This window comes from Prosthecodimorpha hirschii, assembly GCF_001305515.1.
Taxonomy (GTDB): domain Bacteria; phylum Pseudomonadota; class Alphaproteobacteria; order Rhizobiales; family Ancalomicrobiaceae; genus Prosthecodimorpha; species Prosthecodimorpha hirschii.
In genome coordinates this window covers 4,077,499-4,089,961 of the sequence record NZ_LJYW01000001.1, presented here as the reverse complement: position 1 = coordinate 4,089,961, position 12,463 = coordinate 4,077,499, and the positions used below count along the sequence as shown (strand labels likewise).

Genomic DNA, 12,463 nt, shown 5'->3' with positions numbered 1-12,463 from the left:
CTTCGCAGGTGGCGATCTCCCGGTCGAAGGCCTCGATCATCCGCCGGATGCTCTCCTGCCAGCCCTCGCTTCCCTCGGCGAGCCGGTTCTTTTCCCTGTTGCCGCATCGCGACGAGCTGGTCGCGACGGCGGTTGGCTTCGTTCAGGGCCTCCCGGTCGGGATCGGGCGCCGGCTCGAGCCGGCATTCCAGCCGGGTGCCGAAGGCGGCGAGCATGCGGGCGTCGACCTTGTCGGTCTTGGCGAGCAGGCCGGTCGCGCGGGCGAAGCTGCGCGCCCGCTCCGGATTGACCCGGGTGAAGCGGACGCCGGCCGCCGAGAGCGCCCGGCGGAGTTTGCGGTCGTAGAGGCCGGTGGCCTCCAGGACGACCAGGACGCCGAGGCCGGCCAGGCCGTCCACGAACGCCTCGATCTCCTTGTCATCGTTGCCGATCTGCCGCCACGTGCCGCACCGGCCCTCGTAGACGTCGAGGACCATCTTGGAGACGTCGATTCCGATCACGTCAGGGTGTATCTTCATGGCGCCTACCCCTGTGCTGCGGGGTCCGCGGCAACGGCCCCGATCAACTGTTCAGGCTGGGTATTTGCAGGCGGGCGGGGATCACAGCCGGCTCACGGTCGACAACGACCAGGGACCCAACGATCTCCCGCCCGCCAACCCACAATGCCACACCCGGCACACACAGGGATCCAACGATCTCGCACCGCATTCCCGGCCGAAGCGAAGCGCAGAGCCGGGACCTACTCTGCTGCCAACGTGCAGCAAGATTCTGATTTAATTGACGATCTTGATGCCGTCGCAGGGCGAGTGGGCCCCGGATCCGCGGCCCTCACGGGCCTTGTCCGGGGATGCGGCCCGCGAGATTGCGGCGGGTCCCCTGATCCGGGAAAGGGCACGCGATGGATTTGGGAACAGATCCGCGATCTCCCATCGCATTCCCGGCCGGAGCGAAGCGCAGAGCCGGGCCCCACTCTGCTGCCAACTTGCCGCAAGATTCTGATTTAATTGGCGATCCTGATACCGCCGCAGGGCGAGTGGGCCCCGGATCGGCGGCCCTCACGGGCCTTGTCCGGGGATGCGGCCCGCAAGATTGCGGCGGGTCCCCTGATCTGGGAAAGGGCACGCGATGGATTTGGGAACAGATCCGCGATCTCCCACCGCATTCCCGGCCGGAGCGCAGCGCAGAGCCGGGACCCACTCTGCTGCCAACGTGCAGCAAGGTTCTGTTTTAATTGACGATCTTGATGCCGTCGCAGGGCGAGTGGGCCCCGGATCGGCGGCCCTCACGGGCCTTGTCCGGGGATGCGGCCGGGAGATCTGGGCGTACCCATGGAGCTGGCAGAGAGCGTCCAATCTCGCACCGCATTCCCGGCCGGAGCGCAGCGGAGAGCCGGGACCCACTCTGCCGCCAACGTGCAGCAAGATTCTGATTTAATTGACGATCTTGACGCCGTCGCCGGGCGAGTGGGCCCCGGATCGGCGGCCCTCACGGGCCTTGTCCGGGGATGCACCGGGAGATCTGGGCGTGCCCATGGAGCTGGCAGAGAGCGCCCGATCTCGCACCGCATTCCCGGCCGAAGCGAAGCGCAGAGCCGGGATCCACACTGCTGCCGACTTTCAGCAAGATTCTGATTTAATTGACGATCTTGATGCCGTCGCAGGGCGAGTGGGCCCCGGATCGGCGGCCCTCACGGGCCTTGTCCGGGGATGCGGCCCGTGAGATCTGGGCGTGCCCATGGAGCTGGCAGAGAGCGCCCAATCTCCCATCGCATTCCCGGCCGGAGCGAAGCGCAGAGCCGGGACCTACTCTGCTGCCAACGTGCCGCAAGATTCTGATTTAATTGGCGATCCTGATGCCGCCGCAGGGCGAGTGGGCCCCGGATCGGCGGCCCTCACGGGCCTTGTCCGGGGATGCGGCCCGCAAGATTGCGGCGGGTCCCCTGATCTGGGAAAGGGCACGCGATGGATTTGGGAACAGATCCGCGATCTCCCACCGCATTCCCGGCCGGAGCGCAGCGCAGAGCCGGGACCCACTCTGCTGCCAACTTGCCGCAAGATTCTGATTTAATTGACGATCTTGATGCCGTCGCAGGGCGAGTGGGCCCCGGATCGGCGGCCCTCGCGGGCCTTGTCCGGGGATGCGGCCGGGAGATCTGGGCGTGCCCATGGAGCTGGCAGAGAGCGCCCAATCTCGCACCGCATTCCCGGCCGAAGCGCCAGCGGAGAGCCGGGACCCACTCGGCTACCAACGTGCAGCAAGATTCTGATTTAATTGACAATCTTGATGCCGCCCCAGGGCGAGTGGGCCCCGGATCGGCTGCCCTCACGGGCCTTGTCCGGGGATGCGGCCGGGAGATCTGGGCGAGCCCATGGAGCTGGCAGAGAGCGCCCAATCTCGCACCGCATTCCCGGCCGAAGCGCCAGCGCAGAGCCGGGACCCACTCGGCTGCCAACGTGCAGCAAGATTGTGATTTAATTGACGACCTTGATGCCGCCGCAGGGCGAGTGAGCCCCGGATCGGCGGCCCTCACGGGCCTTGTCCGGGGATGCGGGGTTGGTACCCGGGATACCGATCCGGCGCGCGTTCAGCCCGGCGGCGCGCCGCGCCGGTGCCGGTCCAGGAATGCGAGGACCGCATCGGGATCGGTCATCATCGGCACGTCGGGGCGCGCGGGCGGGGTGACGAGGATCACCGGCAGGCCGAGCGCGCGCGCCGCGGCGATCTTCGGATAGGTGGCCGTCCCGCCCGAATTCTTGGTCACCAGCCCGTCGATGCGTTCGCCGCGCATCAGCTGCGTCTCGGCAGCCTCGTCGAAGGGGCCGCGATCGAGCACCAGCCGGGCGTCCGGCGGCATGTCCTCGGCCGGCGGCGGGTCGATGCTGCGGATCACATAGTGGTGCTGCGGCGCGGCGCGGAAAGCGGCGACCCCGAGCCGGCCGATGGTCAGCAGCACCCGTCGCGGTTCCGTGCCCAGCGCCGCGACCGCGGCGGCATTGTCGGCGACCTCGATCCAGCGGTCGCCCGGAGCGAGCGCCCAGGGCGGGCGCGAATGGGCGCAGAGCGGCACGCCGGCGATCCGGCAGGCGTCGGCGGCATAGCGCGACATGACCGCCGCGAAGGGATGCGTCGCGTCGACGACCGCCTCGATCGCCTCGGCGCGCAGATAGGCGACGAGCCCCGCGACGCCGCCGAAACCACCGATCCGCGTCGGGATCGGCTGGGCCGCCGGAGCCTCGGTCCGGCCGGCGAGCGACAAGACGGGCGCGAGATCGGGCCTTCCGACCAGCAATCGCGCCAGCCGGCTCGCCTCCGTGGTGCCGCCGAGGATCAGGACGCGCATGGCGCGGTCTCCGTCGCGTCGCGGCCCGCGCCGGGCAGGGACAGGCCCGGCAGGAACAGCCGGTGCTCGGCCTCGACGCAATCGCGGATGAAATCGGCGGTCACGCGGATGCGGGCGAGATCGCGCGTGTCCTGGTGCATGATCAGCCAGAAGCTGCGCATCACCTCGACCTCCGCCGGCAGCACGCGCGTGAGGGCCGGGAAGCCGGCGGCCAGGAAGTCGGGCAACAGGCAGAGCCCGGTGCCGGCCAGGGTGGCGTGGAGCTGGGCGATCAGGTTGGAGCTGGTGAAGCGCGGCTTCAGCCCGGTGCCGATCTCGGTCAGCATCTCGAATTCGGGCGCGTGGATCAGGTCCTGGATATAGCCGATGCCGCGATGGCGGCGCAGGTCGGCGGCCGACTGCGGATGGCCGCGTTCGGCGAAATAGGCCTCGGTCGCGTAGAGATGCAGGCTGTAGTCGGTCAGCTTGCGCCCGACCAGCCGGCCGGCCTCCGGGATCGACAGGCCGATGGCGATGTCGGCCTCGCGCCGCGACAGGTTGAACGGGCGCAGCACCGCGACGACCTGCACTTCGAGCGAGGGATGCGCACGGCACAGAGCGCCGATGCGCGGGGCCAGGAACATGGTGCCGAAGCCGTCAGGCACGCCGACCCGCACGGTGCCGGAAAGCTCCAGATCGACCCCGCCGACATCGCCCTGCGCGCCGTAGACGGCCGATTCCATGGCCTCGACGCGGGCCAGCAGGCGCTCGCCGGCATCGTTCAGCTGGTAGCCGCGCGGCGAGCGGTCGAACAGGTGGGCGGCGAGGCTGCGCTCCAGCCGGGCAATGCGGCGGCCGACCGTGGCATGGTCGAGGCCGAGCTGCTGGCCGGCCCGGCTGATCTGGCCGCTGCGCGCCACGGCCAGGAATACCTGGAAATCTCCCCAATCCGGTCGCGCCACGGCAGCCTCATTGTGCAGGTTTGCACATTAGGTCGCGAATCATTCGGCTACAAGGGCCCGGGTCGCGCTGCTACCCCAACCTCAGGACTCCGGGAAAAACCCGGCGGCCGCTCCAGCCGCCGCCATGGCATCCCCAGACGCCGTCGCGCCAGGACTGGACCACCCGAAGGGCTGCGGCCACGGGCAGGACAAGGCCGTATCCGTCGCGTTTGGAGGAAGCTGATGTCCCTGGTCGAGGCCGTATCCGATACCCCGTCCCGCCGCCTGTCGGCCCGCGAGGCCGATCCGCTCGCCGATCTGACCGCACAGCAGCGCCGCGCCATCGAACTTCTGGCCGAGGGCCTGCTCAACAAGCAGATCGCCCACCGCATGGGCATCAGCGCCTCGACCGCCAAGGCGCATATCAGCGCGGCCTATCGCGCGCTCGGCGTCAACGGACGGATCGGTGCCGTCACGCTGCTCGCCCGCGCCGGCCGGATGGGCTGAACGAGCGTCCGCGGCAACGGCGGGCATTGACGGGCGTCAGGACGCCAGCCTGATCGCGTGAATGTCGGGCACGATCACGTCGGCATGGCCGGCGAAGTGATCCGCGCGGCTGGTCCCCGACAGCACGCCGACCGCCAGCGCGGCCCCGGCGCGCCGGGCCGTGACCATGTCGCCGGCGCTGTCGCCGACCATCAGCACCCGGGACGGTTCGACCCCGGCCAACGCCGCGAGATGCAGCAAGCCGTCCGGCTCCGGCTTGGCGGGAATCGGATCGTCGCCGCACACCATCGCGTCGATGAGCCGCTCGACGCCGAGAATCGGCAGCGTCGCGACGGTGCCGAGCCGGTCGTCGGTGGTCAGGATCGAGAGCCGCGCGCCCGCGGCGGCGAGGCCGCGCATCAGCCCGGCCACGTCGCCGACCGGGCGGATTTCGGTCGTCGTCGGCGGCGCCTGGAACACCGGCCGGAAGGCGCGCCCGGCGATCGTCTCCGCTTCATGCCAGGGCAGGCCGTGCCGATAGAGCACCGCCGCGCAGACGATGGTCAGCGCCGGAATCGACGCCACCGCCAGCGGGCTTTCCGGCACGACGCGCCGGGAGATCGGGTCGGCCCCGAGCGTGCGATAGAGATCGGCCTCCAGATCGGCGTCGCGCGCCGCCCCGACGGACGCCTCGTCGAGCGTCGCCGCAATCGCGGCGATCATCTTTCCGGCCCAGAGATGGTCGAAATTGATCAGCGTGCCGTCCTTGTCGAAGACGACGAGATCGATGTCCCGGACATGGCCGGCAATATCGAGACGGGGCACGGAGGGCTCGCGACTGGTGGGTTCGGCAGATCGACCCCACCCTACCGGCTTCGCCCGATCCGCGAAAGTCGACCGATCGACCCGGTCCGGTGCCGCCGGTACGCAGTCTCTCGCAGATGCGAAAGCCCGCCGGCGCGGGGCGCGGGCGGGCTTTCGAAAAAGTTCGGATCGCTTTCGGACCGGACGATCAACGACCGCCGCGGACGATCTCCTGGATGCGGCCGCGCTCGACGCCGATGTCCTGCAGCTGACGGTCGTCGAGAGCGGCAAGCTGGCGTACGGCCTCGCGATAGCTGTGGAAGCGCTCGAGAGAGGTGCGGATGTTGGAAGCGAAGCGGGAGAGCGACATGATGACACCTACGGGTTCGGTTTGGTTCGAAACGGGTGTGCAGCTCAACGTCCGTATCGGGTGCGCTGCAACATGACGCCTAGATAGTCTCTTTGACCGTTTGGGAAAAGTGACGAGTTCGTAAGCGCAGCCATGGCCAAATTGCATGACTAAAGGGCAGGCTGTTCAGAAAATGTTCATTTCTCGCATATCAAATGGACGAATGTGCCGAACTTCGCCGGCCGGCCGAATCGGCCTCGGCGAGAGCGCCGGCTTGAGATCCCGAGGTCTGCGATCGGCCGTCCATACGGCGGCGGCACCGGGATCGGCCTGTTCCGGTCGGAGCCGTGAACCGTCCCTCGCCGCTCAGAGCGCGGCGGGCGCCGGCTCGATATCGGCGAGCAGCGTGCGAACCACGTGAATCGGCAGCACCATGCGCAGCGGTTGGGCGGCCAGGGGTTGGAATCCGAAGGCGGCGTAGAGCGCCTTGCGCTGCGCGACCCGTTCCGGCTGCCCGCAATCGAGCACATCCAGCAGGACGACCGCGATGCCGAGTTCGTCGGCCGCGCGGGCGATGCGCTTCAGGGCGTCGGCCAGAAGCAACCCGCCAAAGCCGCCGCCGCGGTAGCGCTCGTCGCGGCCGATCATGGCGATGAAGGCCGCCGGGATCAGGCCATGCGCGGGGCGGTTTCGCGCGTAGGATGCCGGCAGATCCGCATAGGCGACCGCATGGGCGTTGATGGCGTAGAAGCCGATCACGTCGCCGCTCGGTGCGGACAGCACGTAGACCCGCGTGTTGTTGGCGCGGGCCAGCTTGTTTGCCGTCTTCTTGAAGTAGTTGTCGACCTGAACGACACCACACGAGAAGGCCGACCGGTCATGCCGTTCCGGATCGAGCGGCTCGATCCGATAGGGGCCATCGGCCGGCCCGGGACTCACCGCGACGACACGCTGGCGCCATGCCGCAGGAAGGCGTCCTTCAGCGCCTCGGTGGGTTCGGCCGGCGCATCGAGCGCCGCGAAGAAGGCCGCGTGATCGACCGGCTGCAGCAGCGTGCGCTCGTGGGCCGCAATCGTCTCCAGGGCCGCCTTGTAGGCCGCATTCATGGTGAAGACCGAATCGTCGACGCCGGCCAGGGCGGCCGCCCGCTGGATGGCGCTCTTGATGCGCGGCTTGGTGCGGAAATTCATGCGCGCCTCGTTGCGCTCGTCGATATCCGCGGTCGTGTCGTCGAAGGCCTGCATCGTCCGCTCTCCCATGGCCGTTCGAGTGTACGTCGGATTGACGTACGAGAAAACCCCTTCCCTATCGCCACATGCCGCGCATGCGGGCGGCCATGTCGAGGCGGATGGAGAGTTCGGGGCGGGTGCCGCGGACGGACAGGGATTCGGGGGCCGGCCAGGCGACCAGCTCGAAATGCGGCAGGATGGCGCCCGGGATGAAGCGGGTGCGGGCGGCGGTGACGTGGCGATCGCCGCCGGACGGCTGGCCGTGGGTATAGAAGCGCTGCGGCGTGATCAGGGCGAGCCGGTCCTTGGCGCGGGTCATGGCGACATAGAGCAGCCGCCGCTCCTCCTCGATCTCCTCCGACGATCCGGTGGCGAGATCGGACGGCAGGCAGCCGTCGACGGCGTTGAGCACGAAGACCTGGGCCCATTCCTGGCCCTTGGCCGAATGGATCGTCGACAGGATCAAATAGTCCTCGTCCTTCAGCGGCGGACCGGATTCGTCGCTGGCGGCGGCCGGCGGATCGAGGGTCAGCTCGGTCATGAAGCGCTCGCGCGTCGGGAAGCCGGCGGCGATCCGCTCCAGCTGGTCGAGATCGGCGCTGCGCGGCGCTGTGTCGTCGTGGCGGCGCTCCAGATGCGGGCGGTACCAGCGCCGGATCAGATCGAGCTCGGCCGGCCAGTCCGCCTCGCGCGCGACAAGGCGCCGGTAGAGGGCGGCGAGATCGCGCCAGTCTTCGGCCGCACGCGCCGGCGGCTCGAAGACCTCGAGCGCCTCGGCCGGATCCTCGGCCTCGGCGACGCGGTCGAGCGCGCGGCCGGCATGGGCGGGGCCGATGCCGGGCAGGATCTGGATGACGCGGAAGCCGGCGACCCGGTCGCGCGGATTTTCGGCAAAGCGCAGCAGCGCCAAGAGGTCCTTGACATGGGCGGCGTCGAGGAATTTCAGCCCGCCGAACTTCACGAACGGAATGTTGCGCCGGGCCAGTTCGATTTCGAGCGGGCCGGAATGGTGCGAGGTGCGGAACAGCACCGCCTGATCCTTCAGCACCGTGCCGGCCTCGCGCGCCTCCAGCACGCGCTCGGCGACGAAACGGGCCTGATCGGCCTCGTCGCGCACCGTGACCAATTCCGGCCGGCCCCCGCCGGACCGGTCCGACCACAATTCCTTGGCGAAGCGCTCGCTGGCGAGCCCGATCACCGCGTTGGAGGCCGCCAGGATCGGCCGCGTCGAGCGGTAGTTCCGGGCCAGCGTGACGACCCGTGCCGGCGGCTCGAACTGGCCGGGGAAGTCGAGGATGTTGCGCACCGTCGCGGCGCGGAACGAATAGATCGACTGGGCATCGTCGCCGACCACCGTCACGCCGCGCCCGTCCGGCTTCAGGCCCGCGAGGATCGCGCCCTGCAGGCGGTTGGTGTCCTGGTATTCGTCGACCAGCACATGGTCGAAGCGGCCGCCGAGATCCGCCGCCAGCGTCGGATCGCCCAGCAACCCGGCCCAGTAGAGCAGCAGGTCGTCATAATCGAGTACGTTATGCTTCTGCTTGGTCTCGACATAGTGGCCGAACAGCCGCTTCAGGTCGTCTTCCCATTCGACGCACCAGGGATAGTGGGTGCGCAAGGTCGGGCCGAGTTCGGCCTCGGCATTGACCACGCGCGAATAGATCGTCACGCAGGTCTGCTTGGTCGGGAAGCGGCTGGCTTTGGCGGACAGGCCGAGATCGTGGCGGACGAGGTTCATCAGATCCGCGGAATCGTCCCGGTCGTGGATCGTGAAGGCCGGATCGAGGCCGAGCTCGCGGGCATAGTCGCGCAGGATGCGGGCGCCGACGGCGTGGAACGTCCCCGCCCAGGCGACCGTCGCCGCCGAAGCCGCCGCCTCGCCGAGCGTCTGGCGCAGGATGCGCTCGACCCGCCGGCCCATCTCGCCGGCGGCGCGGCGCGAGAAGGTCAAAAGCAGCAGCCGGCGCGGATCGGCGCCGTTCAGGATCAGATGCCCGACCCGGTGGGCGAGCGTCGCCGTCTTGCCGGATCCGGCCCCGGCGATGACCAAGAGCGGCCCGGCCGGCGCCGCGCCGCCGCTCCCGGCCTCCAGGCCGTGCTCGACGGCGGCGCGCTGGTCGGGATTGAGCGTCTCGAGATGGGCCTGCGTCATTGTCCCCGTGCGGTCGCCTGCGCGAGCCGGCACTGTTGCTGATTCTGGTTTTGTTCGCAAGCGACGGCTTGAATGTCAGGCCGCCGGGCCGTCCGATCAGGCGAATAGGCGAACCGAAAGGACGGCGCCGGTCAGGCGCCGGGGCGGCCCGGGCGGGCGAACAGGCGCTCGACGAGCTTCAGGATGGCCAGAGCGGCCAGCACGACGGCCATGATCAGGGTCGAGAAGGCGGCGGCATGGGTGGTCGAGCCGGCATCGTCGAGCAGCATGACGGTGGCGGCGGCGAGCCCCGTGCCGGGCGAGATCAGGAAGATGATCGCCGACAGCGTGACCATCGAGCGCATGAAGAAGAAGACGCCGACGGAAATCAGGGTCGGCAGCACCAGCGGCACGGTGACATGGCGCAGCGTGTCGAAGGCGCTGCCGCCGAGACAGCTCGAGGCTTCGTCGAAGCTCTTCGAGATCTGTCGGAGGCTGGTCGAGGCGGTCAGGAGACCTTGCGAGAAATAGTGGAACACGTTGCAGATCGCGAGCATCAGCAGCGTGTCGTAGAGCAGCGCCATCACGCCGCCGGCGGCATTGAAGGCGAACACGTAAGCCAAGCCGAGCACCATGCCGGGGATCGCCGCCGGCAGGAGGCCGAGCGCGTTGACGACGCGGCCGACCGGCCCCTTGTCCTTGGCCACCACCCAGGCGGCGGCCGCGGCCAGCACGACGCCGATGCCGGCCGCCATCAGCGACACCACCACGCTGTTCCAGAGCGACTGCAGCCCGTTCTGGGCGGTGTTCTGGGTGTAGTTGTTGAGCGTGAAGGTCATGTTGTAGGGCCAGGTCTTGACGAAGCTGGCATAGATGACGATGCCGACCACGGCCAGGATCGGGATGGCGATCAGGGTCGCGGCGGCCAGCATGGCGCCGTCGAACAGCGGCGCCCGACGCGGCACCAGCGGCACCGAACGGTCGCCGACCAGCGCGAACTGGCGGCGATTGGCGATGCGTTCGATCTGGAAGGCGAACAGCGCCGGCAGCAGCAGCACGATCGCCACCACCGAGCCGAGCTGGAAGTTCATCTGGCCGGAAACCTGATTGTAGATCTCGTTGGCGAGCACCGTGTAGTCGCCGCCGATCACCATCGGGTTGCCGAAATCCGTGATCGCGATGGTGAAGACCAGGAAGGCCGCCGCGAGCAGGCCGAACTTCACGCCCGGCAGCGTCACGTCGAAGAACTTGCGCACCGGCCCGGCGCCGAGCACCGTCGCGGCCTCGTAGGGACGCGCATCGGCGACCGAGAGCGCGGTGACCAGCAACAGCACGGCCTGCGGGAAGCAGTAGAGCACGTCGGCCGTGACCACGCCCCAGAAGCCGTAGATCTTGATGTCGAGCCCGAAGGTGCGGTTGATGATGCCGTTGCGGCCGAACAGGAAGACGAGGCCGAGCGCCTGCACGAGCGACGGCGCGAAGACCGGCAGCAGCGCGATGCCGCGGAACAGCCATTTCATCGGCATCGCCGACCGGGTCAGCGCATAGGCATAGATGAAGGCGAGCACGACCGTGATCACCGTCACGGTTGCCGAGACCGTCAGGCTGTGGCCGACGATGGTCCAGAATTTCGGCGCCGAGAAGACCTTGGTGTAGTTGTCGAAACCGTAGCCGCTGCCGACCGCGACGCTCTTCAGGAAGACGACGATCATCGGCCAGGCGATGAAGATCGCCAGCCCCGCCAGAACCGTCAGGCCGACCAGCATCAGGAACAGCCGGTCGCCGTCGAGGGCGCCGGTGCCGCGTCCTGGGCCCGGGGCGGGGCCGGGGCCGCGCCCCGCACCGGGGGACGCCGGCGTCATGGCCGAGGCGGGCGCGGTCACGGGCGCAGCTCCGTCACCCGTGCGACCGGCAGATGCACCGCGACCGGCTTGCCGACCGGCTCGACGGCGCCGCCGGCGCGATCGGCGATGATCTCGACGCCGCCCGCATCGACCACGGTGCGCGTGGTCGCGCCGAGGAAATGGCTCGACTTGACCCGGCCCTGGAAGCGGTTCGGCCCCTCGGCGCCGGCCGGATCGAGGGCGACATGTTCGGGACGGATGCCGGCGGTGCAGCCTTCGGTCGGCGTGCGATCGCCCTCGACCAGCAGCGGCGCGCCGAGCCGGTCGCGGTCGGCCGGGCCGAGAAAGTTCATGTGGCCGACGAATTCGGCGACGAAGCGCGTCTTCGGATGCAGATAGATGCGCTCCGGCGCGTCCTCCTGCTCGATCCGGCCGGCACGCATCAGCACGACGCGGTCGGCCACCGCCAGCGCCTCCTCCTGGTCGTGGGTGACCATCAGGGTCGGCACGCCGATACGCTGCTGCAGGGCGCGAATTTCATCGCGCAGCTGCAGGCGCACCTTGGCGTCGAGGGCGGAGAGCGGTTCGTCGAGCAGCAGAAGCTTCGGTTCGACGGCGAGCGCGCGGGCGAGCGCGACGCGCTGCTGCTGGCCGCCGGACAATTCATGCGGAAAGCGGCCGGCGATCTGCGGCAGTTCGACGAGCGCCAGCAGGGACTTGACCCGCTCGTCGATGGTCGCCCGCGCGACCTTCCGGAGCTTCAGCCCGTAACCGACATTCTCGGCGACCGTCAGGTTGGGGAACAGCGAATAGGACTGAAACACGATGCCGAAGCCGCGCCGGCGGGCCGGCACGACGGTCAGGTCGGTGCCGTCGAGATCGATCCGCCCGTCGGAGGCGTCGTCGAGGCCGGCGACGATGCGCAGCAGCGTGGTCTTGCCGCAGCCCGACGGCCCGAGCAGGCAGACGAACTCGCCGTCCCGGATGTCGAGATCGACCCGGTCGAGCGCCGTGACGGTGCCGAAGCGCTTGGTGAGGGCTCGGATCGAAAGATGCACCGGCAGGCTCCTGGATGGGCGGGACGAAGGCGCGAAGCGGCGGGAGGCGGCGGGCAGATCAGACCGTTGGCGGCCGCGGCCCCGATCGTGACCGCCCCGATCGCCGCGGGGCGGCGCCGACCGCCGGCCCGGCCCGCCAGGGCCGCGCCATTGATGTCGTGGACACGGCCCCGCGAGCCCGCAACGGGTCGGCAAGGCCCGCTCCGGAGCGCCGCCGGACGCGGCGCCGGCCCGGTTGGCGTCCGCCACCCGTGTCCGCACCGAGCCCACCGGCCGCGACGGGCGGACCGGGAGCGACGGCG

11 protein-coding genes are annotated in these 12,463 nt (G+C 69.3%); 1 reads left to right on the top strand and 10 read right to left on the bottom strand.

Annotation, left to right across the window (positions count from 1 at the left end; all coding sequences use genetic code 11):
• The 3 genes from ABB55_RS17940 to ABB55_RS17930 form a co-directional block, all read right to left on the bottom strand.
• Positions 1-500 (bottom strand): IS110 family transposase (locus ABB55_RS17940; RefSeq protein ID WP_160321262.1); only part of this gene is annotated, 500 nt, incomplete at its 3' end.
• A gap of 2,084 nt (positions 501-2,584) precedes the next feature.
• Positions 2,585-3,340 (bottom strand): cobalt-precorrin-6A reductase, encoded by a 756-nt coding sequence (locus tag ABB55_RS17935; RefSeq protein ID WP_054360020.1) that lies wholly within the window; start codon positions 3,338-3,340, stop codon positions 2,585-2,587.
• Complete coding sequence (locus tag ABB55_RS17930; RefSeq protein ID WP_054360019.1) at positions 3,328-4,281, bottom strand: LysR family transcriptional regulator; 954 nt, start codon at positions 4,279-4,281, stop codon at positions 3,328-3,330. The genes ABB55_RS17935 and ABB55_RS17930 overlap by 13 nt, the downstream gene beginning before the upstream one ends.
• A 222-nt stretch (positions 4,282-4,503) precedes the next feature.
• On the opposite strand from ABB55_RS17930, the gene ABB55_RS30955 reads away from it, so the two are divergent.
• On the top strand, positions 4,504-4,767 hold the full coding sequence (locus ABB55_RS30955; protein WP_054360018.1) for a response regulator transcription factor: 264 nt from the start codon (positions 4,504-4,506) through the stop codon (positions 4,765-4,767).
• 36 nt (positions 4,768-4,803) lie between these two features.
• On the opposite strand, the gene ABB55_RS17920 is transcribed toward ABB55_RS30955, so the two are convergent.
• From ABB55_RS17920 to ABB55_RS17895, 7 genes are all read right to left on the bottom strand, one after another.
• The gene (locus tag ABB55_RS17920; RefSeq protein WP_054360017.1) at positions 4,804-5,571 is read right to left on the bottom strand and encodes an HAD family hydrolase; all 768 of its coding nucleotides are present in this window, start codon (positions 5,569-5,571) and stop codon (positions 4,804-4,806) included.
• 187 nt (positions 5,572-5,758) lie between these two features.
• Entirely contained in the window at positions 5,759-5,920 is a 162-nt protein-coding gene (locus tag ABB55_RS30435) for a DUF1127 domain-containing protein (protein ID WP_160321261.1), read from the bottom strand.
• A gap of 345 nt (positions 5,921-6,265) precedes the next feature.
• Positions 6,266-6,838: a hypothetical protein gene (locus ABB55_RS17915; protein WP_054360016.1), complete on the bottom strand. Its 573-nt coding sequence runs from the start codon at positions 6,836-6,838 to the stop codon at positions 6,266-6,268.
• Complete coding sequence (locus ABB55_RS17910; RefSeq protein ID WP_054360015.1) at positions 6,835-7,143, bottom strand: type II toxin-antitoxin system TacA family antitoxin; 309 nt, start codon at positions 7,141-7,143, stop codon at positions 6,835-6,837. Before ABB55_RS17910 ends, ABB55_RS17915 begins: the two co-directional genes overlap by 4 nt.
• Before the next feature lie 61 nt (positions 7,144-7,204).
• On the bottom strand, positions 7,205-9,280 hold the full coding sequence (locus tag ABB55_RS17905) for an ATP-dependent helicase (protein WP_054360014.1): 2,076 nt from the start codon (positions 9,278-9,280) through the stop codon (positions 7,205-7,207).
• A gap of 131 nt (positions 9,281-9,411) precedes the next feature.
• On the bottom strand, positions 9,412-11,142 hold the full coding sequence (locus ABB55_RS17900; protein ID WP_054360013.1) for an ABC transporter permease subunit: 1,731 nt from the start codon (positions 11,140-11,142) through the stop codon (positions 9,412-9,414).
• On the bottom strand, positions 11,139-12,161 hold the full coding sequence (locus ABB55_RS17895; protein ID WP_054360012.1) for an ABC transporter ATP-binding protein: 1,023 nt from the start codon (positions 12,159-12,161) through the stop codon (positions 11,139-11,141). The genes ABB55_RS17900 and ABB55_RS17895 overlap by 4 nt, the downstream gene beginning before the upstream one ends.
• Between the last annotated feature and the right edge of the window lie 302 nt (positions 12,162-12,463).